The organism is Endozoicomonas acroporae (genome assembly GCF_002864045.1).
GTDB lineage: Bacteria > Pseudomonadota > Gammaproteobacteria > Pseudomonadales > Endozoicomonadaceae > Endozoicomonas > Endozoicomonas acroporae.
In genome coordinates, this window is record NZ_PJPV01000058.1 from 33,397 (window position 1) to 56,979 (window position 23,583).

The 23,583-nt window shown below is 49.1% G+C and carries 19 protein-coding genes and 2 pseudogenes; 12 read left to right on the plus strand and 9 right to left on the minus strand.

Going from position 1 to position 23,583, the window contains the following annotated elements; all coding sequences use genetic code 11:
• Positions 1–11: 11 nt before the first annotated feature.
• The 3 genes and pseudogenes from CX664_RS28435 to CX664_RS10655 all read left to right on the plus strand — a co-directional run.
• A pseudogene (locus CX664_RS28435) lies at positions 12–140 on the plus strand (MerR family transcriptional regulator); the annotation flags it as partial.
• Between the two features lie 81 nt (positions 141–221).
• Positions 222–356, plus strand: a pseudogene (locus tag CX664_RS28440) (IS607 family transposase); the annotation flags it as partial.
• Entirely contained in the window at positions 353–2,017 is a 1,665-nt protein-coding gene (locus CX664_RS10655; protein ID WP_101746712.1) for an IS200/IS605 family accessory protein TnpB-related protein, read from the plus strand. The pseudogene CX664_RS28440 and the gene CX664_RS10655, both read left to right, overlap by 4 nt.
• 284 nt (positions 2,018–2,301) lie before the next feature.
• Here the strand turns inward: CX664_RS10655 and CX664_RS10660 are convergent, their stop codons facing one another.
• The 5 genes from CX664_RS10660 to CX664_RS10680 form a co-directional block, all read right to left on the minus strand.
• The gene (locus CX664_RS10660; RefSeq protein WP_101746713.1) at positions 2,302–2,772 is read right to left on the minus strand and encodes an ABC transporter substrate-binding protein; all 471 of its coding nucleotides are present in this window, start codon (positions 2,770–2,772) and stop codon (positions 2,302–2,304) included.
• A 178-nt stretch (positions 2,773–2,950) separates the two neighbouring features.
• Entirely contained in the window at positions 2,951–3,430 is a 480-nt protein-coding gene (locus CX664_RS10665; RefSeq protein WP_101746714.1) for a PspC domain-containing protein, read from the minus strand.
• Entirely contained in the window at positions 3,427–3,663 is a 237-nt protein-coding gene (pspB, locus tag CX664_RS10670) for an envelope stress response membrane protein PspB (RefSeq protein WP_101746715.1), read from the minus strand. Before pspB ends, CX664_RS10665 begins: the two co-directional genes overlap by 4 nt.
• A 53-nt stretch (positions 3,664–3,716) precedes the next feature.
• Positions 3,717–4,394 carry a PspA/IM30 family protein gene (locus tag CX664_RS10675; RefSeq protein ID WP_101746716.1) on the minus strand — a complete coding sequence of 226 codons (678 nt, stop codon included), beginning with the start codon at positions 4,392–4,394 and terminating at the stop codon, positions 3,717–3,719.
• Positions 4,391–4,729, minus strand: a complete 339-nt coding sequence (locus CX664_RS10680) for a hypothetical protein (RefSeq protein WP_101746717.1) — start codon at positions 4,727–4,729, stop codon at positions 4,391–4,393. Before CX664_RS10680 ends, CX664_RS10675 begins: the two co-directional genes overlap by 4 nt.
• A gap of 245 nt (positions 4,730–4,974) precedes the next feature.
• On the opposite strand from CX664_RS10680, the gene pspF reads away from it, so the two are divergent.
• A complete protein-coding gene (pspF, locus tag CX664_RS10685) occupies positions 4,975–6,060 on the plus strand; it encodes a phage shock protein operon transcriptional activator (protein ID WP_244910644.1) in 1,086 nt (361 codons plus the stop codon).
• Positions 6,061–6,115: 55 nt separating this feature from the next.
• Here pspF and CX664_RS10690 read toward each other — a convergent pair whose 3' ends face one another.
• The 4 genes from CX664_RS10690 to CX664_RS10705 are packed head-to-tail and all read right to left on the minus strand — an operon-like array spanning position 6,116 to position 12,406.
• Positions 6,116–7,801: an ABC transporter ATP-binding protein gene (locus CX664_RS10690; RefSeq protein WP_244910645.1), complete on the minus strand. Its 1,686-nt coding sequence runs from the start codon at positions 7,799–7,801 to the stop codon at positions 6,116–6,118.
• A complete protein-coding gene (locus CX664_RS10695) occupies positions 7,798–9,228 on the minus strand; it encodes an ABC transporter permease (protein WP_101746718.1) in 1,431 nt (476 codons plus the stop codon). Before CX664_RS10695 ends, CX664_RS10690 begins: the two co-directional genes overlap by 4 nt.
• A gap of 18 nt (positions 9,229–9,246) precedes the next feature.
• Complete coding sequence (locus tag CX664_RS10700) at positions 9,247–10,245, minus strand: ABC transporter permease (RefSeq protein WP_338063477.1); 999 nt, start codon at positions 10,243–10,245, stop codon at positions 9,247–9,249.
• The gene (locus CX664_RS10705; protein WP_101746719.1) at positions 10,235–12,406 is read right to left on the minus strand and encodes an ABC transporter substrate-binding protein; all 2,172 of its coding nucleotides are present in this window, start codon (positions 12,404–12,406) and stop codon (positions 10,235–10,237) included. Before CX664_RS10705 ends, CX664_RS10700 begins: the two co-directional genes overlap by 11 nt.
• A gap of 603 nt (positions 12,407–13,009) precedes the next feature.
• Between CX664_RS10705 and CX664_RS10710 the strand changes: the two genes are divergently transcribed.
• From CX664_RS10710 to CX664_RS10745, 8 genes are all read left to right on the plus strand, one after another.
• Positions 13,010–15,784, plus strand: coding sequence for a TonB-dependent receptor plug domain-containing protein (locus tag CX664_RS10710; protein WP_145999939.1), 2,775 nt, complete (start codon positions 13,010–13,012; stop codon positions 15,782–15,784).
• A 322-nt stretch (positions 15,785–16,106) separates the two neighbouring features.
• Entirely contained in the window at positions 16,107–16,907 is an 801-nt protein-coding gene (locus CX664_RS10715; protein ID WP_101746731.1) for a DUF3450 domain-containing protein, read from the plus strand.
• The gene (locus CX664_RS10720) at positions 16,907–18,334 is read left to right on the plus strand and encodes a MotA/TolQ/ExbB proton channel family protein (RefSeq protein ID WP_101746721.1); all 1,428 of its coding nucleotides are present in this window, start codon (positions 16,907–16,909) and stop codon (positions 18,332–18,334) included. Before CX664_RS10715 ends, CX664_RS10720 begins: the two co-directional genes overlap by 1 nt.
• 10 nt (positions 18,335–18,344) lie before the next feature.
• Complete coding sequence (locus CX664_RS10725) at positions 18,345–18,866, plus strand: MotA/TolQ/ExbB proton channel family protein (protein WP_101746722.1); 522 nt, start codon at positions 18,345–18,347, stop codon at positions 18,864–18,866.
• Positions 18,867–18,919: 53 nt separating this feature from the next.
• Positions 18,920–19,324 (plus strand): ExbD/TolR family protein, encoded by a 405-nt coding sequence (locus CX664_RS10730; protein WP_101746723.1) that lies wholly within the window; start codon positions 18,920–18,922, stop codon positions 19,322–19,324.
• Positions 19,325–19,355: 31 nt separating this feature from the next.
• Positions 19,356–19,976, plus strand: coding sequence for an energy transducer TonB (locus tag CX664_RS10735; protein WP_101746724.1), 621 nt, complete (start codon positions 19,356–19,358; stop codon positions 19,974–19,976).
• Positions 19,977–19,991: 15 nt separating this feature from the next.
• A complete protein-coding gene (locus CX664_RS10740; protein WP_101746725.1) occupies positions 19,992–21,233 on the plus strand; it encodes a tetratricopeptide repeat protein in 1,242 nt (413 codons plus the stop codon).
• 95 nt (positions 21,234–21,328) lie between these two features.
• On the plus strand, positions 21,329–23,134 hold the full coding sequence (locus CX664_RS10745) for a M3 family oligoendopeptidase (RefSeq protein WP_180966450.1): 1,806 nt from the start codon (positions 21,329–21,331) through the stop codon (positions 23,132–23,134).
• The last annotated feature ends 449 nt before the right edge of the window (positions 23,135–23,583 follow it).

A 23,583-nucleotide genomic window follows, 5' to 3' on the forward strand; every position in this document is an offset into this window, starting at 1 on the left:
TAAGTTCTGTTGTGAATGATCGATACTCCATCTCCCGGGCCGCTGACCATTTAGGGCTACCCCCTTCTACTCTGCGTCGCTGGGAGGCTTGTGGAAAACTCGTGCCTGAGCATACTGCCGGTGGTCAACAACATTACAGCGCCAGTCAGTTAATGACGCAGCAGACTCCACAGGTACAGCGCAAAACGGTAGCTTACAGCCTGGTTTCCAGCCATGACCAGAAAAAAGACCTGGCGATGGATGTTCTGGATATTATCACTGTGTTTTCTGCCCGCCTCTACGGCGGCCGCAGTCGCAAAAATCAGCAGCTGATGGAGAAATTGACTAAAGTTGTAGAGGATACTGGGAAGCCATGAGCGAAGAAGCAGCCATGAGCGAAAAAGGCTCGTTTATGACTGACAGTCTGTCACTGACCTTCCAGACCCGCCTGAACATCTCCGCTGCCCAGAATGCCGCCCTGTCCGCTATCGCCGGGTTGATGTCGTCCATCGAACGTGGATTATATGTCCAGTGGCGTAAGGGACAATCACTGGCTTCCCTGAAAAACAAGACCATTGCCCGCAACCGGATTCCTGCCCGGTACTTTAATGCAGCGAAAGCCAGCCTTGAGGGTAAGATTCGCTCAGTCATATCCAATCTGGCAAACAGTGAAGACAGTTACCAGCGTCGCATCAAGGCAAAGCATCGGCACATAAAGAAACAGGCAAAGGCACTGAACAAAGAAGAAAATCCTCAAAAACGAGCTCAATTGCGCTTTGGCCTGCACCAGTCTAAACGACGGCTGTCAACCTTAAAGGCTCATCTGCTTCGTATACGGCAGAGGTTGGAAAACAATGACCCGGCTATCTGCTTTGGCTCCAAAGCCCTGTTTAAAAAACAGTTCCACCTGGAGAAAAACGGCTATTGTGGCCATAACGAGTGGCAACAGGACTGGCAGGATGCCCGGCAATCACAGTTTTTTATCATTGGTAGTAAAGACGAGTCCCATGGCTGCCAGCTGTGTGCCCTGACTCAAGCCAAAGACGGCACCCTGTCTGCTCGTTTGCGAGTACCGGATGCTTTGGTCGGTGAGCATGGACAATACCTTGAGCTGACCAATATCCACTTTGCCCATGGCGGTGACGCTATTAATGCAGCGCTTGAAAAAAATCAACGACGCAAGTCGTTGAGCTTGAAGGCCGGTCGGGATCAGTTTGGTGACCTCTATAAACACTATGGCCAGGCACTGTCCTTTCGGTTTGCCCGCGATAAGAAGGGCTGGCGGTTGCTGGTGACAACGGCAGCGATACGGGGTCGCCCGTGTACCTGCCCGGAAGCCGGTGCCATGGGGCTGGATATCAACGCCGACCACCTGGCCCTGGCGTTGATTGACCGCCACGGTAACCCGCTGAACAAATGGACCATTCCCTGTCACACCTTTGGCAAGACTTCAGAGCAGCGTCGGGCGGTGATTGGTGACGCCTGCAAGCAGGTGGTTAAACTGGCAAAGCAAGCCGGGGTACCGCTGGTAATGGAGCACCTGTCGTTCCGGAAAAAGAAAGACGAGCTGGAAAAGAGTCACTCAGCCCGCTACGCCCGGATGCTGTCCGGACTGGCATACGACCAGATTCATAAGACACTGGTCAGCCGTGCTTACCGTGAAGGCGTCGGTCTGACCAGGGTCAACCCGGCTTACACGTCGGTGATAGGGCGGACAAAATTCAGTGGCCAGTATGGCCTGTCGGTGCACCATGGCGCAGCTGTGGCGATAGCCCGACGTTATTTCCGGTTTTCTGAGCGATTGCCCCGTGGTGCCACAGCCCGGCTGTGGGACGATAGGGCGGGCCATGTCGCCTTGCGGTTACCAGAGGATAACGGCAAGCACGTATGGACCCGCTGGGCGATTCTGCGTGGGAAACTGGGAACGGCTTTTTCAGAGCGACCAAAGCGATCGAAGCATCCACCGGCCTTTTCGGCGACGGCAGGGCTGTGTGAGGGAGATAGCGGTGTTGTTTTCGACACGGTGCCCCCGTTTTAACTTTGGTCTGTCGGTGAGATTCCGACACGTGAATCGTCAGTAGCACTGCTCGGCTGGCGTCTTGCGGAAAACGCTCAGGTTTAGATAACTTTGAGTAGGTTTGAGCAAGTTTTTAGGAGCGGTAGTAATAAACGCCGAGATACGGTGCGATGCGCACGTAGTCCGGCATGTTTTTCTCCAGCCATTTCAGGTCTGAAGAAGCAAAGTCTGTTTGAATATCAACCTCGCCAGCCCGAACTCGCTTCAGTACAGCTGAACGGTCTTCCTGTGGGTAGTAAAGCAGTTCATCCAGCGATACATTCGCAGCGTCGTAGAATTGCGGGTTTTTTTTCCAGGCGAATCTGAGCGTTAGGTGTCCACTCACTCAGAGTGAACGCGCCATTGCTGACCATGTTGCTATCTTTTGCCCAGTTTTTACCCAGCTCTTCGATTTTGTGACTCGGAACAGGGTAGGCGGTGTAATGGGCCAGCTGTGCAATAAAGTAAGGGGCCGGGCCGGAAAGTGTAATTTCGAGTGTACTATCATCAATGGCTTTTACTGCAAGCGCTTCAGGACCTGCCTTGCCGGTGTTGTACTCTTCAGCACCTTTGATGGTGTAAAGAAGGGAAGCATAACCCGCAGCAGTTTCAGGCTTCAGGATACGTTGTCCGGAGTGGTTAGCAATGTGCCGGAAAGCGCAATAGAAACAGCCAGCAAGCCAGCTTTCAGTTGCTTGAATTGTTTGATTTTCACGGGTGCTACTTCCTCTTTTCATGGTCTTCTTATGCAGTAAGTATCGACAGTCTACTTAAGCCCGGAGGGTATCCATGCTCAACTGCGTAGCAATATATAGAAGTACGAAGTCGTTTTTTTATTGTGTTAGCAAACAACTGGCCAATAAGAACAGATATGAATATGTATTGCAATCTGTCTTAATCAGCAGGGGGGGAAGGTTATGATTCTTGCCTGGCAGGTTTTTCTGAAGATTGCAGATCTCGAAACTCACGAGCGAATTTCAAGTGATTGGACGTTACGCTGTCTTCGACTTGGGACAGACGACTTTCCAGTCTTGTTACTTTACGGGCCAGTTGACTGACAGAGGTTTTAGACAGTCCAGGCGCTGTTTCTTTATCATTAATAAGGGCATCGTCGTTTTGTTCTGCCGACTCAGAGTTTACATCTACTTTTATTTTCTTGACCCGACGCCTTCGATAAGTGTCTTTTCCTGAGCTAATGCTGAGAACAACGCCAATGGCAATATAGGCAAGGATGGCACGAGAGGTTGACGTGAAATAAGCAATACCTGCTGCACTCAACCGAACCGCAAGAACATCCAGATGAAATCGGTTGGCAATATAGCTGCACACGCCCATGATAGCGGGAGAGGCTTCGCCTTCCTTTTGCTGAGTGAAAATTTTTCTGATCACTCTCATTGACGAGTCCTCCAGCCTGGAACTTCATTGTCCAGAATACGCTCCAGAACATGAACTCGTTCTTCCATGACTTCTACCCGGTGTACAGTGGCTTCAAAAAGCTCCTGAGAATCTTCATCCAACTGTCTGGCCTGACGCAATTGTGTCAGGTAGTGGAAGACAAGCCAAGGCAGGAACAGGAATAAAATCAGAATGGCACTGATAGGGACAATGCCGTCGATGACATATTCCATAGGTATTGTGACTCCCTTTTTGGATCAATTCAGTATTGTTGTTTTAACCATTCTCAAACGGCTTTTTCAGGATTTTCTGTGGACAGAGATGCTTTTAGAGAGGCAAGTTCTTGTTCCACTGCACTGTTTATTTCCAGATTCTGGAATTCCTGCTCAAGTTCTGAAGTACCAAGACCTTCAGCTTCTAACTGGCTATCCAATGCATCCAGATCCCTTTCCATCTCTTCGAACCTGGCTTCCTGACGCAACCGGGCTTTTTCCCGGGTGCTCTCCCGCATTTTCAGACGATTCTGGCTCACCTGCCTTCTGAGGCGCAGAGACTCAAGACGTTTGCGAGCTACCTTCATGGCATTTTGAAGACGCTGTATGTCTTCATCATGGCGGCCAAGTTGCTGTTCCATTTCTGCCAGATACTGTTCTTTTTCCCGGGATTCTGACAGCAATCTTTGCTTTTCTGCCAGCGCATGGCGGGCAAGGTCTTCACGGCTATGCTCAAGTGCCAGTCTGGCTTTGGCGGTCCACTCTTCAATATTGCTCAATCTGTTCGCCAGCTGTCGTTCGATATCTTTTTTATCGGCGATCAGACCTGCGGCATCGGAGCGCACTTCAACCAGGGTTTCTTCCATTTCCTGAAGCATCAGACGAGCCATCTTTTCAGGATCTTCTGCCTTATCCAGCAGAGCGGTGATATTTGCATTCAGGATGTCACTGAGACGGGAAAAAATACTCATGACTGCGCTCCCTGATTCGGGTTGATGTTCAAAAAATTAATAATGCGATTTTCGTCTTTTTTCTTGTTTAAATGGCTGTTGTTGTCATTTTGCTGAACGGTCTCATTTAATGGCTGCTGGTCAAAGAGGTGCTCATTAATCAACTGGTGATGTCTGGCGAGATCGGCTGGCAGCTCTTTCATCAGTTCTTGTTCTATTTGCTCCATGGCTTCCGTTTGCAGTGCTTTGATTTCAGTGTCAGAAATCATTTCTGACCACAGTGGCAGCTCATCGGCAAGAGCAACTGTGCTAATCAAACCAAGTGAGACAATAACAGATTGAAGCCGTGCTTTCATGTTTAGAATTCCTTTCATTAACGATTTACTTGCCATTTAACAGGTCAGAAACTGTGCCAACCTGACAAGTTACAATAACCTGCTGTTTATTAAAGAGTTATTAAATTTCTGTTTAGAGCTGACAGTTTTTGACCGTGGTCTTTTTGGCCACTATGTGGTTTGATACACCAGACAATGGTTTAAATCGCAAAAGCTTTCGAATAACAAAAACAATGCCCAACATCATTTCCTCCAGGAAGAAGACTTTGATCGGCTCATCGCCTGCATTTCTTGAGATGCTTGAGTCAATTTCCCGCTATGCTCGCCATGAGCGTCCGGTATTAGTGATGGGAGAGCGGGGAACGGGTAAGGAAGAGGTCGCAAGTCGTTTGCATTACCTGTCACCACGATGGCAACAGAATCTTGTTAAGCTTAATTGCGCCGCATTCAATGATGAACTTCTGGATTCAGAACTGTTTGGCCATGTGGCTGGTTCATTCACCGGTGCACGACAGGCGAGAACGGGGCTTTTTCAAGCGGCTGATGGAGGGACTCTTTTTCTCGATGAGTTGGCAACCATGGGGCCAAGGCTGCAGGAAAAACTGCTAAGGGTTGTGGAGTATGGTGAGTTATACCGGGTTGGCAGCTCCAGGCCTGTGCAGGTTGATGTGAGGGTGGTAGCCGCAACCAATGAAAACTTACCTGAGCTTGCAAGAGAAGGACGCTTCAGGGAAGACCTTCTGGATCGACTGGCGTTTGATGTGGTGGCAATCCCTCCTCTGCGAGCCAGACAGGAAGATGTCCTGTTACTTGCCAATCATTTTGCTGTGCGATTGTCTCATGAGTTGGGAGAGATAGAAGACGACATAGGCTTTGCAGGCTTTTCAGGCTCAGCGATTGAAACGCTGAATAACTATCAGTGGCCTGGCAATGTCCGGGAACTCAAGAATGTTGTTGAGCGCAGTGTATGTCATAGCATCCCTGGTGAACCCATTGAGGACATGGTGCTTGACCCATTCAGTTCTCCATGGCTTTCCGGATTAAAAACATCGAACGAGCCAGACGTAAAGACATCCAAAGAAGAATATCGAAGCTCTTCTTCTGATATTGATGTAACCAATAAAACTGGACAGCTGGAATTATGGCTTGAGCAGATGAGAGAAGGGCAGGTCGTAGAATTGAAGGGTGTCCTGGCAGAGACAGAGCGCTCGTTTGTCCATCATGCCATGGAAAACTGCCGGCATAATCAAAAAGCGGCAGCAGAAATGTTGGGTTTAAGTTATGACCAGTTCAGGTCATTAATAAAAAAATACGGGAAGGAGCAGGTAAGAAAGCAAGAAATAATTATCTGAGGTGTCCTGGTTCCCACGCGGAGCGGTGGGAACGCACACCAACTTCCCTCTCAATTCAATGGGCCGAAGGAACCGCATCCAGCAACATTTTTGTATATTCATGTTGTGGCTGAGTCAAAACCTGTTCAGTCAGACCTTGTTCAACAATCTTGCCACCCTGCATGACCGCAACGCGATGGGCGATGTGAGGGATAATGGAAAGATCGTGGGTGATGAACAGATAGGATACCTGTAACTCCCTCTGAAGCTCTAACAGCAAGTCCAGTACTTCAGCCCGAATGGAAACATCCAGTGCGCTGGTGGGTTCGTCACAGATAATCAGATCCGGCTCTACGGCCAAAGCCCGGGCAATGGCAATACGCTGTCGTTGCCCCCCTGAAAACTCATGTGGGTAGCGGTGACGATGCTCAGGCTCAAGCCTTACTCGGGCAAGCAGGGATTCAATGCGCTGAATCCGCTCCTCTTTAGAAAGCTCAAGACCAAGGCTGACCATTCCCTCTTCAATAATATCGCCAACGGTCATGCGTGGGTTCATGGAAGAGAATGGGTTCTGGAAAATAACCTGAATCTTCTTGCGCAGCGGCAGCATTTCCCGGCGGGTTAGCTGATTGACACAAAGGCTGTTGTACCAGATGTTGCCGGCAGTGGCTTTCTCAAGGTTAAGAATGGCACGCCCCGTTGTGGACTTACCACACCCGGATTCACCAACCAGAGCCAGAGTCTCGCCTTTGCCAATGGCAAAACTGATGCCATCAACGGCTTTGGTGTAGCTGTGCACCCGCTGAAATAATCCTTTGCGCACCGGGAAGTGGATTTTCAGGTCTTCCACGGTTAACAGGGACGCTTCTTTCTCCAGTGAACGGTGCTCGTCCATATCCGGAAGACTATCGATCAGCTGTCGGCTATAGGCTTCTTTTGGATCGGCAAAGAAGGCTTCACAAACATTCTGTTCAATGATCTCACCCTGGTACATAACGCCGACCCGATCAGCAGTCTGACGAACAACCCCCATATCGTGGGTGATCAGCAGAACGGCCAGTTTGCGCTTTACGGTCAGCGTTTTAATCAGTTCCAGAATCTGTTTCTGAATTGTCACATCAAGAGCGGTGGTTGGCTCGTCCGCCAGGAGAATGTCGGGTTCACAGGCCAAGGCCATGGCAATCATTACACGCTGTTGTTGACCTCCGGACATTTGGTGGGGATACCAGCCAACCCGCTTCTCCGGGTCAGGCAAGCCTACTTCCCGAAACAGTTCAACCGTCCGCTCACGGATTTCTGAAGAACTCAGCGAGGTATGAATCTTCAAGGTCTCTGCAATCTGAGCCCCAACGGTTTGTACCGGGTTCAAGGCAGTCAGTGCATCCTGAAAAATCATGGCGATTTTTTTGCCGCGTATACCGCCCATTTCCTGTTCCGTTAAAGCGAACAGGCTGGTTTCAGGCAAGGCGATTTTACCCCTGGTAATGGTCAGAGCATCCGGCAGTAGTCGCAGAATGGACAGGGACGTTATGGATTTGCCACTGCCGGATTCGCCAACCAGTGCATACACTTCACCTTTTTTCAGGTCAAAGCTGACATCCTTCAAAATGGTCGTATATGGCTTATGACGCAAGCAAACGTTCAGGTTGCTGACGGAAAGCGCCAGCGATTTATCGACTGTTTGCTTTTTTAGAGTGAGTTCACTGGTGGCCGTTTGAACGTAGGCAGTGGATCGTGCTTCAGTCATTGTTACCGTCATCATGCCGTCTCCAGTTTGGTTTTTGGGTCAAACGCGTCGCGAACCAGGTCAGAGAACAGGTTGACAGACAGCACCAGGGTAAACATCAGGAAGAAAGCCCCACACAGATTCCACCAGATAGATGGTTCACGGGACAGTTCCGTACTGGCCATATTGATCATATTGCCCCAGCTGGCCATGGCAGGATCAATACCGACACCAATGTAGGCAAGAACCGCTTCCGCCAGTACAAGACCGCTGAAGTCCAGTACGAAGGAGATCATAATGATATGGCTAAGGTTGGGCAGGATATGCCGTTTGATAATCTGGAAATGGCTGACACCAAAAGCATGTGCAGCCTGAACGTAGTCAAGCTGACTGATCTTCAGGGTTTCTGCCCGCAGCAGACGACAGAGGGTTGTCCAGCTGGTGATACCCAGAATAAAGCACAGTGCCAGGAACTTGGCATCGGCTTTTTCCAGGCCAATCTCAAAGAACTGTGGATTATTGTTGATCCAGACCTGGAACAGCAGAACGGAGGCTGCGATCAATAGCAAACCGGGAATAGAGATAAGCGTCGTATAAATATATTGCACGACATCATCAATCCAGCCCCTAAAGTAACCGGCTGCCAACCCAAGGCTGATTGCCACAGGCATGGTGATCAGGGTAGCCAGTGTGCCAATCAATACGCCGGTCCGAATGCCTTTCAGGCTTTCAAAGAGCGTGTCGTTACCTGCCTGATCGGTACCCAGAACATGATAAAGATTGCCCAGGGTGATCAACCAGCCAAGCACAGCCATGATAATGGCAAAGGTAATCCAGGCTGACTTCCAGGGCAGAGGGCTTATCTCACCAGCACCGGCAGACAGGCTTCTACGCAACCAAAAGGCATGGAGGCCAATCAGTGCCAGGGCAACAGCCAGGCCTTTGCCAATTCCGACCAGTGACTTAATAGCAACATCTTTAACAAATGATTCCGGGCTTGCCAAATGCGCACCGCCATAGGCCAGCTCCGGGTAATCCCGAACCCGCTCTCCATCCGGCAGTAACAGGTTTTCCTTATTCCATGATTTCAGGGCAAAAGGTGCGGAGTAGGTACGCTCAGGTCGTTCACCCATCTCACCAAGGGCAAGATCCAACAGGCTATGCACATCATTGCTGTAAAACACCTGTTCACTGCTTTGTTCTTCCGTTGCAGGCAGTGCTTTACGGAAATGGACTGAGTCCACCAAGGCAATCACCACATAGGACATGATGATAACAAAGGTTGCCATGCCCAGTCTGGTGGCAAACACCTGCCGCCAGCGTTCCATGTTTTGGGGGTTGCGCCGAAAGGAGGCGACAAACAGGGAGATTGCACCGACCAGCAAAAAGATCAGTGCATCACTCCATAAAATGGTCCACATAAAGCCATCGCCAAACAGGCCGGGTCCGATTTCAAAATCCATAACTACGTCCTTCTCTGCTTAGCTCAACCGAACCCGGGGATCTGCCCAGGTGTATGAAATATCGGTCAGAATCAAACCGATGATGTAAAGAACAGAGCCGAGAAAGACCATCGCTCTGACAATGGCAAAATCCTGCGCACGAATAGCGTCCAGCAAGTAGCTCCCAAGGCCTGGAATACTGAAGAATGATTCCATCACCAGGCTACCCATAAACAACACTGGAATCACAACCACCACCCCGGTGAGAATTGGCAGCATGGTATTGGGCAAAATATGCCGGAACAGCACGCCCGCCTCGCTGACGCCTTTGGCACGAGCTGTTCTGGCAAAATCCAGTCCGGCAACTTCGATAAACAGTGAGCGGTACCAGCGGGCACTGGCGCCAATACCGGAAATGACACCAATCACAATGGGCAGTATCAGGAAACGCCAGCCGTCTATACCGTCATTGAATCCGGATACCGGGAACAGGCGGGACATTTTCGCCATGTAGTACTGACCGAAAATGATATAGAACAGATAGGAGATGGACATCAGGGTGACAAACACCACCACCGCAAAACGGTCCAGGCTGCTACCACGGAACATCAATACCATCAGGGCTACCGAGATGTTGACAAAGATTCCAATGAAAAAGGTAGGAAGAGCCAGTGCCAGGCTTGGTCCCATGCGATCCAGAACGTCGGACTGAATACTTCTGCCGGCGTCGGAAGTGCCGAAATCGAAAGCAAACAGTTTTAACGACTTGTTAAAAAAGATGGTGTCTGTGAGGGTGCCCAGTCCATCGGCATCACCGTTAAAGAACAGGGGCTGGTCATAGCCTTTTTCTGCGATCCACTCCTGTACCGCTTCTTCGGTGACGTATTTATCCCCAAGATGAGCCGTTGCCATATCTTCAGGCGTGTTGACGATAAAAAATAAAACAAACGTCAGCAGATTTACGCCAATCAAAATTGGAATGGCGTAGCACAGTCTTCTAATTATGTAGGAAAACATATTTTTATCTCTACGAAGCATCAATCGTCAGTTTCTGCCTGCGGCGATAAGCCCTGATACCAGGAACAACCAAAAGGAATAACAAGCCGATACTGGCCATCAATGGCCAGACAATGGGTTGGTTCCACTCTTTCTGTTTTTGTTCCCTGAGCGCAGGATCGACTCGAACGTATTTCAGCGTACCCTGACTAATACCGTGGCGCTTGGTGTTGTACACCCACTGGTTGGAGAGGTAATACTCCTTGTTATTAAAACCCCAGATCCATGGGCTGTCTTTCTGAACAATGGCCACCATCTGGTTAATAGCAGCCAGTCGTTCCGGTCCATTGGCCAGTGTTTTTACTTTGTCGTATAAACGATCAAACGCCGGGTTGTCATAGTTGGTAGAATTACTGCCGGCACACTGACATTTCACCAGACCCTGACGGCTGTCCAGAAGGAACAGGAAGTTTTCAGGGTCCGGGTAGTCAGCCAGCCATCCCCAGCCGAACATCTGGGTATTGCCCTGGCGCATTTTTTCTTTGAAGCGCGGGTAGTCGGTGGTGCGGAATTCAAGTTGTACGCCAATCTTGTCCAGCTGCTTTTTGATCCAGTCCGCTCTTGGGCTGCTGTCCGCAGAGGTGGTATCCATATAGAGGATCAACGGCTTGCCGGTTTCGTGGTGTCGTCCATTGGGGTATCCCGCCTCAGCCAGTAATTGCCTGGCGTACTCAATGGATTTTCTTTTGGGTGTTTTGGTTGCCGGGTCCCAGTCAAAGATATAGGCGTTCGTTGCCGCTTCTCCTTCGGCATAACCATATAAGCCCGGTGGGATGGGGCCCTGGGCTACCTGTCCTATACCATTGCGGAAAATATCGATGTACTCCTGATCGTTATAAACGATGCTGATGGCCTGACGAAGCTTGCGCTTATCTTCTGTATATCCGCCAACGACAGGATCGACCATATTAAAGCCGGTGTAGAAGAGCGAGGGGCGGATTTCTTCATCAACAATAATATTGCGTGTTTCCAGTTCCGGGGTCAGCTCGAGTCCATCCGGGCCGACAGTAAACGCCTGGTCAAAAGTGGCCGTATTGATGTTGGGGTCACCATCACCGGAACGGTCGTAGTAACCTTGAGTGAACTTACTCCACATGGAGGTGGCCGCTTTTTCATAGCGGAAAATGGCTTTGTCAATAAACGGCAGTGGCTTTCCAGCATCGGCCAGGTAGCCTTTTTTCTGATCATCGACCGAACCATCAGAAGGGTAGAGTTCTTGTCGGAAATTCGGGTTTCTCTCCAGAACGATTTCACGATTGGGTGAGTTCACCGTCATCATAAACGCGCCGGTACCGATGGGGTTCCAGTCCAGTGTCAGGTTGCGATCCGGAAACCCGGGATTGTGGTAAAAGCGATCGGCTTCCCAGGGAACCGGTGCAAAGAAGGGCATGGCGAGCCAGTATTGAAACTGGGGGTAAATCCCCTGGATGCGGATGGAGAAGGTATAGTCATCCACCCTGGTTAAACCTTCCATGGGGTGCGCGCGAAGGTCAAGCCACTCTTCTTCCTGTCGGTTCTCTTTGGCCCATGCACCAAAATCTTTCATGCCGACAATGTAGTCGGTCATCAAACCGAGCAGCGGTGATTTGTTGACCGGGTCAGCCATCCGTTTGATCTGATAGATGTAATCGTCTGCTTTCAGTTCCCGGGTACCGGTGGCGGGAAAGTCGCTCAGCAACGTGTACTGTTCACTTTCTTCCGCAGAGTTAAACAGATAAACAGGTTTGCCCTGATCGTCTTCTGCAAGTGCAGGGTGGGGCTGATACATGGTACCTGGCTTGAGTCGTATGGTAATCAGGCTGAATGCAACATCCTGACTGTCTTCAGATACCGGATTTAAATTCTCGTCAAGCAACTCCAGCGTCGGCATTGATGCAGCAGTAGCGGGCTCCAGCTCATAAGGGCGCTTGAGGAAGTGGTATTGCAGTGGTGGCTCATAAATCTGGTCAATAAACAGCTTTTCCTCCGAACTGTAAGAACGGACCGGGTCCAGATGTTTGGGACGGGTAATGAAACTGCCAAAGTAGGTCACGTCTTCTGAATCCACTGGGGGATTCGGGTCATTCCAGGGGCCTGAGCATCCCGAAAGCACTAGAGTTGCAGTCAGAATAGCGGCCCACTTTGAAGTGGGACTTTGCGGCATGATTGTTCTCTTTATTGTTATCGGTGGTCAGAGCCAGTGGGCTGCTGTTCGCCATGCGTTGGGCAAATGTTGAGCCAGAAACGCATACATTTTCCAGAGATAGCCAGGGTGTTGGCTGATCAGCTGCTAACGAATTCTACGTATTTATCCCTATCTCGTCACCTTTCAATTAATAATACGTCTTATGACGTTTAGTGGTGCGGCCATAAAGCAAAATGCACCAATATGGCGCAAGATAGAAAAGATTACTGACAGGGGATGGTTGGAAAAATTGCAGAGTAAAAGCCTTTGTTATCTGCAATTGGCTAGTAAAATATCCTTTCTGTGAGGCCTGTAAGTGAAAATACCTATTTTTTTGCGTTGTTTGGTTGATTTTTCTCTTTAAAAAAACTTACAGTGCGCTTACCTGTCACAAAAATGAAATATACGTACGGCTATGTAAGTATAATTTATTTCTTTTTTTAATACTTGTGTTTGCGGGTGACGTAAAATTGGAATGATGATTGCATGGTCGCGTTTGTGGATGTGAAAGCATGACAGGTATGACTGCATCAATGTCTAACCGACAATTGCAGTATAAGTTGGTGATAAGCCAATAGTGTGGTGAAGGTTAATAACCGGATCAGCACAGGGGAGCTACAAGGGGATGTCTCCATCGGGGATGGAAGTAGTAAGAGCGTAGCCCGCCACGGCGGTGTACAGGCAGGGAGCCAAAAGCTCAGGCTGGCCATAATAAACACAACAAGTGAGCAAGGAAAAAGAATGTTTAGAAGGACGGTGTTGAGTACAGCGGTTGCTGTTGCTTTAGGGTCTTCGTTTGTCTCGTTGGCAGCATATTCTAATGAGGATTCGGTTGAAAAGCTGGAGAAAATCCAGGTGACCGGGTCGCGGATTTCTCGGGTGGATGTTGAAGGCCCAACTCCAGTTGTTGTTTTTGATCGAGAGGCTATTGAGAGCTCCGGAGCAGCAACAATTGCGGAATTTCTGAAAGAGTCCCCGATGCTTATGGGGCCATCCATGATTACTGAGAATGAAACCTTGTCTCAGGTGGCTGGTGCTGCTGGTATGAATTATCGCGGGTTTGGTAATGATGCAACTCTGGTTTTGCTAAACGGTCGACGACTGCCAGATAACCCAATTTCAGCAACATTTGTTGATATTAATCAGCTCCCATCTGCGGCAGTTGAAAGAATTGAAGTTCTCAACGATGGAGCATCTGCCATTTACGGTTCCGATGCTGTTGCTGGTGTAATTAACATCATTACACGCACGGAATATGATGGCGCTACCGTAAGTTTTAAAAAAGGGACTTCAGGTGATTTTGATGGTGGTCAGGATACGCTTTCCATTGTGACCGGAACGAGTAACGACAGTACACGAGTACTCTTTACTGCTGATTTTTTCAAGCAGGATATTGTAAAAGCTACAGATCGAGATTTTTCCAATTCTGCAGTGAAAAATGGATATGATGGACGTAGTTCATTTGGCTATCCCTCTACTGTATTTAAATCCGGTTTTTCTGAAGCAGCTGCTCCTGCTGATTGCTCTCCTGAGAATATACAGCCTTCTTCTAATGCTGCTTCTGGTACAGAGTGCTTATATGACTACTCAAGTGATTATCAGTTGATTCCTGAATCAGAACGTTATGGTGTCTTTGGTATTGTTGAGCATGACTTTACTGACACTTTAACTGGTTTTGCGCAATTGCGTTACACTAAGTCAGAAACGATTACATCCAATGCCGCTGCGCCGGGCTTTTTAGAAGTTGAAGTTACAAATGATTATTTGCCATATGTTTCTGGGTTATCAGGTGTTGGCGTGGGAGATACGGTTTACGTCGCACGACGCTGGAATGAATTTGGTAAGCGAGAGAAAGAGAATACCAATTCTTCAGCTGAAGGGATTTTTGGTTTGACAGGTTCCTTTTCGGATGTATTTGTTGCAGGTGATTTGAACTGGACAGCGGAAATTGGCCATAGCGTATCAAAAGGGTTACAAAAAGGAATAAATGGTCAGTTATACAGAACTTCCATGGAGGCAGGCGTTGCTAGTGGAGATATTAACCCGTTTGATCCCAGTAAAAATGATGCTGAAACAATTGCTAAGTATCAACAAACTCCAGAACGTGAAGGTGAGTTGAAGCTTTCTTTTGCAAACCTCCGTATGGATGGTTATCTGGATGATCTTGATCTTGGCTGGGCGTATGGCTTGGAGGCTAGAAAAGAAAAGTATTTCGATCAAACAACCGAAAATTATGATGACATTATTGGTGGTGCTTCAGGTAATGGTGGTGGAGACAGGAAGGTGGCAGCCTCTTACCTGGAGTTTGCTCATTCCCCGGTTGATATGCTTGAGCTGGGTACCGCCGTACGCTACGACAAGTACGACGACTTTGGTGACTCTGTCACAGGCAAGTTGTCAGCTGGATTGCGTCCTGCTGATGAAGTTTTGATTAGGGCTAGCATTTCAACAGGGTTTAAGGCTCCTGACTTAAAGGAGCTCTACCTTGGTAAGAGTGAGGGTGTTCAGCGAGTTGTGGATACCAAGGTTTGTAATCAAACCAAGGGTTCAGGTACAGCAGCTGAAATTGCTCAGGCTTGTAAGAAAAAAGAAGTCTACTCAGTTTCTGGAGGTAACGAAGAACTGGATGCTGAGCGTTCTAAATCTCTGAATATGGGCGTCGTTTGGAGTGTTACTGACCAGCTGTCAGCATCTGTAGATTATTGGGATATTCGCGTTGATGATAAAATTAAAACTATTGGAGCGCAGGAGATTCTAAATAATGAAGCTCAGTTTGCCGACCTTGTTGAACGTAATGGTGCTGGTCAGCTTGGTGGTAAAGAAAGCGGTTCCAAGATTACCGATACCTATCAGAACGTAGCTGAAGAGCGTGGAAAAGGTGTTGATATCGCTGTCAACTATAGTCTGCCTACTACTGATCTGGGGCAGTTTGATATTCGCTGGGATACAACTCATCTTTTGTCTTTTAAGCGCACTAAAGGTGTGAGTGGAACACTGTGTGAAGAAGCTGGCACTTATGGTGAGCCCGAGTGGAAGTCTTCTCTTGCCTTGAACTGGAAGCGTGATGCTTGGAGTAGTAACGCTACTGTCAAGTATATCGGCAGTTATGATGACAATGGTGACGGAAGAACTTCTGGTTGTGACTTCGCGAATACTGAGGAAGTTAAATCTTATACCACGCTTGATCTTCAGTTAGGTTATGAATTTGATACCGGAACAAAAATGCTTGCTGGTATTAAGAATGCTACCGACGAAGAGCCTCCATTCTCTAAAGAAAATTTGTGGCCTTGGTACAATCAGGCGCTATATAGCCCAGCAGGAAGATTTGTTTATGCTGAGATAAAACATACTTTCTGATCACGGCGCTCATTCCCACGGCCCTGAGGCTGTTGCGAAACCCGGACAATGGTCACGATGTAGGTCGGTTTGCATGCAAGCCGACTCGTGGCATCAACGCCATCCCCCATGAAACTCAGAGATTTAAAGATCATGGTTCATGGCGGTTGGTTCGGGTGTCGGCTCCTTTCGGAACCGACCTACGCGGAGAGGCTCGCTTTCGGGTTTCGCGACAGCCTCCCCCCCGTTGGAATGCATACCTGAATCCGATATGAATTCCCACGCAGAGCATGGGAATCAACTCCAAGTAAACAATAAAAACACACATGGGAAATGGCAGTCCATGGATAAGAAAAAAACCACCCACAAGGTAAAAGGCCTGTGCAGCACGCTGGTACTCAGCACTGCGTTGTCCGCTTCAATAGTCATTCCAACCGCATTTGCCCAGGACCCTTTGAGCAGTGCACTCACGACACAACAGAAAACCGATAAAGCATCCCAGCGCTCCCAGGCGAAGGTGAATACCCTTTCTGACCAGACCCAGGAGCTGCTGGCAGAGTACAAAAGCACCATTCGTCAGGTGGAAGCATTAACGGTCTACAACCGCCAGCTGCAAAAAGTCGTCAATGCCCAGCAAACAGAAATTGAATCCATGCTGGCCCAGATCGAAACACTGGATCAGACTAATATCGAAATCACACCACTGATGTTGAAAATGGTGGATGGTCTGGAAGACTTTATTGCCCTGGATGTGCCCTTCCAGCAGGAAGAGCGGACTGACCGTGTCGCCCGACTCCGGGAAACCATGGATAGCCCCAACGTCACTACCTCGGAAAAATACCGCAAAATTCTTGAAGCCTATCAGATTGAAAACGACTTCGGTCGTACCATCGAGGCCTATGAAGCCAGCCTTGGTGAAGGTGACGATACCCGCACCTACAACTTCCTTCGTATAGGCCGCCTGGCGCTGCTTTACCAATCTCTGGACGGCGAAGAAACCGGCCAGTGGAACAGCGACACCCGCAGTTGGGAAGTACTCCCGGATAACTACCGTGCCGGTGTTAACCAGGGCCTGAAAATTGCCCGCAAACAGGCACCCCATAACCTGATCAAACTGCCGGTACGCGCTGCGGAGGATGCATAATGAAGTACATTACCGCTATTACAAAAGCAGTGGTAAAACCACTGGTGGTATCCCTGGGGCTTGGCCTGACATTCTCGGCCGGTGCCAGCGAAGGTGCTGCTGCGCTGCAGGATCTGTTGAATAAAATCAAGGCAGACAGCGTTACCGAAAGCCGTGAAAACAAAGCCCGTGAAGCACGCTTCTTAAGTGATAAAAACTCACAACAGCGTTTGCTGGCAGAAGCTAAAGCGGAGCTTAAGGCCCAGGAAACCCTGAGTGACCAGTTGCTCAAGCAGTCAGACGACAATGAGAAAGTTCTTAAGGAAACTCAGAATACGCTGGATATTCGCTCTGGAGAGCTGAAAGAACTGTTCGGTGTTGTACGTCAGTTTGCCGGTGATAACAAAGGTATCTTTGAAGCCTCCATGATCACCGCACAATATCCTGAAAGAACCACTTTTATGGCCGAAATGGCAGAAAGTAAAAAACTGCCAACAACCGCCAAACTGGAGCAGTTCTGGCACGAAGTACTCCGTGAAATGGTGGAATCCGGTCGTGTGGTTAACATGCCGGCCACGGTTATTTACGGAGAAGGCGATGAGGCTCAGAAAGACATCATTCGTGTCGGTAGCTTTAATGCCATCGCCGATGGTAAATACCTGACTTACTCTCCAGCCGTTGGCAAATTCCAGGAGCTGTCCCGTCAGCCTCAGTCCGGCATTCTCTCTGCCGTTGCTGAGCTGGAAGCCTCTGCCGCCGGTTATACACCGTTCTATGTAGATCCATCTCGTGGCCAGATTCTCTCACTGCTGGTGCAAAGCCCAAGTATTGGGGAGCGAATCGATCAGGGTGGAGTTGTCGGCTATGTCATCCTTGGTCTGGGTGCCTTTGGTCTGCTGCTGGCGGCTGCCTGCTTTATTAACCTGACACGAATTGGTCAGGGTGTTCGCAAACAGCAGAAAACCGATCAGGTCATCAAAGGTAATCCTCTGGGTGACATCATGCAGGCTTATCAGGATAACCGTGATGCCGACCTTGAAACCCTCGAGTTGAAACTTGATGAAATCATCATGCGTGCAGCGCCTTCTATTGAGCGTGGTGTGGGTGGTATCAAACTGATCGCTTCGGTAGCACCACTGTTGGGACTGCTGGGTACGGTGGTTGGTATGATTGCTACTTTCCAGGCCATTACCCTGTTTGGTACCGGTGATCCGAAGCTGATGGCAAACGGTATTTCCGAAGCACTGGTAACCACTATGCTGGGCCTGGTTGTCGCCATTCCGACCCTGTTTACCCACAGCCTGGTGAATAGCAAGAGTCGTCGTCTGATTCAGGTACTTGAAGAGCAGAGCGCCGGTTTTATTGCCCGTCATCAGGAGCAGGACCTGAATACTGGCGCACGTAATGCTCGTACTACGGTGTCCGTCAACGCTGCTGAACCGGCGTAAGGAGTAATCCATGCTCTGGTTACTGGAAGAAATTGACTCCATTCGCCGCTTTTTAGGCATGGGCGGCGATGTACTGATGATGCTCTTTGTGCTGACCCTGATGCTCTGGGTGCTGGTGATTGAGCGTTATCTGTTCTTTTTTCTCGAAAGCCCGAAGCTGGTTAAGGGAACCATTGAGAAGTGGCAGAACCGGTCGGACAAGTTGTCCTGGCAGGCCCGGCATATTCGTACCGCCATGATCTCCGAGGTCTCCCTGAGTGCAAAGCAGGGGCTGCCCATGATCAAAACCCTGATCGCCCTTTGTCCATTATTAGGACTGCTGGGCACCGTCGTGGGCATGGTTCAGGTATTTGATGTGCTGGCCGTCACCGGTACCGGCAGCCCAAGGGCCATGGCCTCGGGTATTTCCAAGGCCACGATTCCTACCATGGCAGGAATGGTGGCCGCACTCTCCGGTCTTTATTTCAGCGCACTGCTTGAGAAGCGTGCCGACCGGGTGAGCCATAAAGTCGCCGATTCCATGCAGCATTGATTGAATTGCCATTGCACTGCCCCCGGCAGTGCAACGGGTGAGAGGAAAGAATAATGAGAAGACGCTATAGCAACGGCGCACAGGAAGATGCGGGGATTGATATGACACCGATGCTGGACATCGTGTTTATCATGCTCATCTTTTTCATTGTAACAACGTCGTTTATTAAAGAAGCAGGTATTGATGTTAACCGGCCTACGGCCAACTCCGCCCAGGTGGTGAAAAAAGGCAATATCATGATCGCCGTGAGCGACACCGGTGCGGTGTGGATTGACAAACGCCGGGTAGAAGTGGGTGCGGTGCGTGCCAACGTTGAACGCCTGAAGGCAGAAAACCCGGAAGGTGCGGTGGTAATCCAGGCGGATAAGAAATCCGAATCTGGCATTGTCGTAGAAGTCATGGACCAGGTGAGACTGGCGGGTGTTTACAGCATCTCCGTGTCTGCACGGGAACCATAAAGCTGTTGGATCGGTGTAGTGAGAGGTGCGTATGCGTTATTTGGCAGCACTCGGTCTCGGTTTTGTGGTGGCACTGGGGTTGTTTGCGGTGATGAATGCCCTGGTCAACAACAACCGCCATGAACTGGTCGAGGCCGATGATAACCGGATCAGCGAGTTTATTCGCTTGCAGCGTCCGGAAACCATCAAAGAGAAAAAGCGGGAAATCCCAAAGCCCCAGCCTAAACGGCCACCGCCACCGCCAGAGATGAAAATCTCCCAGCAGGTGGATAAGCCGGTGATCGAGCAGGTGAAGATGGAAGTGCCCCGGGTGGATGTGGATCTTGACCTGGCCGTAGGCGACGGTGCTGGCCTGTACGCCTCTGGTGGTGTTTCTGCTGGTGGTGGTCCGGTTCCTCTGAATAAGTTCAGCCCAATGTATCCCCGTAAAGCACTGCAAAGTGGTGTGGGAGGTTCAGTGGTCTTTCAGTACACGGTTAATGCCGATGGCCGGGTATCGGACGTAAAAATTGTCAAAGAAAAGCCCCGTGGTAAAGGATTCGGCAAGGCGATTAAAAAGGCTGCTCTGAAATGGAAATTTAAACCGGCAATGGAAGACGGTGTTGCGGTGGCACGTACACAGCAGCAGGAATATGAGTTCGTCTTGGAATAACGAGTGGAGTAAACCATGGACAGTATAAGGTTAAGTCTAAAAAAGACGGCTATGGTTTCTGTGCTGCTGGCGGGCATAAGTGCTCCGCTGGCCATGGCCGCTCCCAAAAAAGCGCCAGAGCTGCGGCAGATTACCTATAAGTACATTCTCAAAGCCCAGGAACAAATGGCTGAAGATGATTATGCCTCGGCTCGTCAAAGCCTTGAGCATGTGCTTGGCAAAGTAAAAAACAGCAAATTCGATAAGGCGGCGGTTAACCAGATGCTGGGCGTCGTATTTGCCAACCAGGAGCAATACGACAAAGCCATCGGTTATTTTCGATCAGCCCTGGCTGATGATGCACTGCATTTACCCGCAGCTCAGCAGGTTCGCTATAACCTTGCACAGCTGTTGATGATGAAAGGTCAGTACCGGGAAGGGATAGACCAGCTGAAAGTCTGGATGGCTAATCTGGATGAGAAAGTTGCGATACCGGCGAGTGCCTGGATTATGCTGGCCAACGGCTATTCCAGAATGCAGGAATGGAAAAATGTGGTAGATCCGGCGAAGCAGGCAATTGCGGCGTCGGAAGCACCTCCGGAGTCCTGGTATACCCTGTTGCTGGCCGCCCATTATGAGTTGCAAGAGATTCCCAAAGCCATTGATGTTCTGGAAATACTGGTCACTCTGGCACCGCAGAAAAAACAGTACTGGCTGCAGCTTTCAGGCATGAATATGTCCATCAAGCGGGATGCAGCAGCACTGGCAGCACTGCGGGCAGCCTATCGCAATGGTCTGTTTGATAAAGAAAGTGACTACACACAGCTGGCAAACTTCCTGACTTATCAACAAGTGCCTTATCAGGCTGGCGTTGTTTATTCACAGGGAATGGAAGCCGGGCTGGTTGATAGTAATTTCGAAAACCTCAAGAAGCTTGCCAATTTCTGGTCCCATGCCCGGGAGAATAGCAAGGCTATTGATGCTTTTAATCGAGCGCTGGAACTTGAGCAAGATCCTGATCTGCAGGTTAAATTGGCCAGAATGTTGGCTCGTTCCGAGCGTTATCAGGAGTTACTGACGCTGGTTGCCAATCCTTTTGACGGGATTACCGAGAAGCAGCAGGGAGAGATGCTTTTTCTGACAGGCATGGCGCATTATCAGCTGGGAGATAGTCGAAAATCACTGGGTTATATGGAGAAAGCGGCGTCTATTCAGAGCAGTAGAGGGCAGGCCAACTCCTGGATTGGCTTTTTGCAACAGGACTTGAATAACCAGTGACAGGCAAATAAATTCCTCCCTCCCTTAACTGCCATCGTGGTTAAATCCACGGGGAGGGAGGGATTTTTTATGTGAAGGAAATCATGAATATCAAAATGGATAACTCAATCCCGGTATGGGATAACACTCACATTTATCAGGATTTTAACGATCCGGCTCTTAAACAAGACCTTAAAACTATCACCGAAATATGCGATGCATTGAGCGACAAAGCTTTAGCACTCGATACCGGCAATGAAAATACGGTGGTTAAAATACTGGTTGAGGCTATTAAGCTTGATGAAAAAGCCAGTATTCTCTGTTGGACCGCTTCCACCTTCGCCAGTTCAACCAGCAGTGTCGATGCTAAAAATGAAGATGCATCCAGGCTGGATGCCAGAACCAATACACTGAGTGCCAGGATTGACCAGGCATTTAAACCCTTTAAACAGTATTTGCTCAAAACGTCAGATGAAGTATTGCAGCAAGTGTTTGCTGATCGCGCTGCAGCGAGCTATCAGTTTTATTTTCAGCATGAAAGAAAACGTAACGCGCATTTGTTGTCTACCGATGAGGAAGTGGCGATCTCCGCCCTGTCAGTGGACGGCCTGCACAGCTGGTGGCGTCTTTATAATGATCTGAGAGGTTCATTGCGATGCCAGGTCGGCGACCAGGAAATGGGCCTTGCCGGTGCATTTAACCTGACATTGCAACATGACCCGGTAAAACGTAAACAGGCATGGGATGGTATCCAGAACGCCTGGCGTAGCCGCGAGGAAACAGCTGCAGCGATTCTCAATGCGGTCAATGGCTGGCGGAATGAAGAGAATCAACTGCGGTCAAACATTGAGCCAGTTCATTATCTGGATGTGAGTTGTCATCGCCAAAAGATTGAAAGATCAACGTTAAGTGCCTTGATGGATACCACGGAATCCCGGATGAGCATTGGTCATCGTGCTCTGAAGGGAATGGCAAAGGGGCTGGGTATTGGTCAACTGGAGCCGCAGGATATTTTAGCGCCATGCCCCAAATTAAATCATGATCTGTCCGGGAGTTATCACGCTTTCTCAGATTCCATTGATCTTATTTCAGATGCCTTCAGCCAATTTGACCCGGAAATGGGTGATTTTGCCAAAATGATGTATCAGAAGGGGTGGATTGATGCCAGACCTTCCAATAACAGGGCCAATGGTGCGTATTGTTCAAAGTTTCCCGGCGCCAGGGAACCTCGAGTATTTATGACCTGGGATGGGGCCATTACCAACGTTATTACTCTGGCCCATGAACTTGGCCATGCCTGGCATAACTGGGTTATGAGAGATTTGTCGTTTGTAGAAACGATCTATCCATCAACCCTGGCCGAGACGGCAAGTATCTTTGCTGAAACGCTTGTGCGTGATGCTTTGGCCAGAGAGGCGAGTAATGATCAGGAAAAACTGGCAACGTCGTGGGAAGATGCAAAAAGTGCCGGTTCGTTTCTGATCAATATTCCAGCCCGGTTTGATTTTGAGTCAAAACTGGTGGAGTCAAGAATGCAGGGCTATGTGCCAGCCAGTGAATTGTCAGCAATGATGAGTGAGAGTTGGGGTAAATGGTATCAAAACAGTGTGTCAGGCTGTGACTCTATGTTTTGGGCTGCAAAAATGCACTTCTCAATATCGGGAATGAGCTTCTACAACTATCCCTACTTGTTTGGTTATTTGTTCAGCCTCGGTATTTATGCCAAGAAAGACCAATATGGTGATCAATTCAGCGATGTTTATCGGGCCGTATTGATGGACACAGGCCGTATGACCTCAGAGGACTTGATAAAGAAACATTTTGATCAGGATATCCGTCAACCGGAGTTCTGGCATGCGAGCCTCGACATTGTAGAAAAACAGGTGGTCCGTTTTGAGGAATTACTGGACAACATTGCCTGAGACAGGTTGAAAGCAAAATAGGCATCAGGAATAATACTTATTCCTGATGCCTCAACCTTTGCGACAGGGAATCAAATAAACGGTCAAAAGCTGATAACAAAAAAGGTCAAGGAGTATTCCATGATTAATACCGCCCAGAAACTCACTATGACGACGTTTGCCATTGTGTGCATCCATGGACTTGTCGCTGTGGACAGTATGGGTGGTCTGCTAAACCCCCTGCCATAAGTAGTTAACCATATGAAATCGTATTTTCTGACTAAGTGGGCAGTCACTCTGCGGCGTTACAACTACGGTCACATAGCTACGGCTATGCTCCCTACGTTGTGCCTTGCATAGTAACTGCCCACTTAGCCAGAAAATACGATTCCATTTGGCCAACTACTTAGGATAGCTGCACATCTTATTAACGCTGTTTTCTTTCAATCAAACCAAGTGTTTGTCAGCTG

Excerpts from the sequence above, each read along its gene's own strand:
- CX664_RS10730 (WP_101746723.1), top strand. The coding sequence starts at position 18,920 with ATGAGAAGACGCTATAGCAACGGCGCACAGGAAGATGCGGGGATTGAT.
- CX664_RS10655 (WP_101746712.1), top strand. The coding sequence starts at position 353 with ATGAGCGAAGAAGCAGCCATGAGCGAAAAAGGCTCGTTTATGACTGAC.
- CX664_RS10680 (WP_101746717.1), bottom strand. The coding sequence starts at position 4,729 with ATGAAAGCACGGCTTCAATCTGTTATTGTCTCACTTGGTTTGATTAGC.
- CX664_RS10675 (WP_101746716.1), bottom strand. The coding sequence starts at position 4,394 with ATGAGTATTTTTTCCCGTCTCAGTGACATCCTGAATGCAAATATCACC.
- CX664_RS10665 (WP_101746714.1), bottom strand. The coding sequence starts at position 3,430 with ATGAGAGTGATCAGAAAAATTTTCACTCAGCAAAAGGAAGGCGAAGCC.
- pspB (WP_101746715.1), bottom strand. The coding sequence starts at position 3,663 with ATGGAATATGTCATCGACGGCATTGTCCCTATCAGTGCCATTCTGATT.
- CX664_RS10745 (WP_180966450.1), top strand. The coding sequence starts at position 21,329 with ATGGATAACTCAATCCCGGTATGGGATAACACTCACATTTATCAGGAT.
- CX664_RS10700 (WP_338063477.1), bottom strand. The coding sequence starts at position 10,245 with ATGCTTCGTAGAGATAAAAATATGTTTTCCTACATAATTAGAAGACTG.
- CX664_RS10720 (WP_101746721.1), top strand. The coding sequence starts at position 16,907 with ATGAAGTACATTACCGCTATTACAAAAGCAGTGGTAAAACCACTGGTG.
- CX664_RS10735 (WP_101746724.1), top strand. The coding sequence starts at position 19,356 with ATGCGTTATTTGGCAGCACTCGGTCTCGGTTTTGTGGTGGCACTGGGG.
- CX664_RS10695 (WP_101746718.1), bottom strand. The coding sequence starts at position 9,228 with ATGGATTTTGAAATCGGACCCGGCCTGTTTGGCGATGGCTTTATGTGG.
- CX664_RS10725 (WP_101746722.1), top strand. The coding sequence starts at position 18,345 with ATGCTCTGGTTACTGGAAGAAATTGACTCCATTCGCCGCTTTTTAGGC.
- CX664_RS10705 (WP_101746719.1), bottom strand. The coding sequence starts at position 12,406 with ATGCCGCAAAGTCCCACTTCAAAGTGGGCCGCTATTCTGACTGCAACT.
- CX664_RS10740 (WP_101746725.1), top strand. The coding sequence starts at position 19,992 with ATGGACAGTATAAGGTTAAGTCTAAAAAAGACGGCTATGGTTTCTGTG.
- CX664_RS10715 (WP_101746731.1), top strand. The coding sequence starts at position 16,107 with ATGGATAAGAAAAAAACCACCCACAAGGTAAAAGGCCTGTGCAGCACG.
- CX664_RS10660 (WP_101746713.1), bottom strand. The coding sequence starts at position 2,772 with ATGAAAAGAGGAAGTAGCACCCGTGAAAATCAAACAATTCAAGCAACT.
- CX664_RS10690 (WP_244910645.1), bottom strand. The coding sequence starts at position 7,801 with ATGATGACGGTAACAATGACTGAAGCACGATCCACTGCCTACGTTCAA.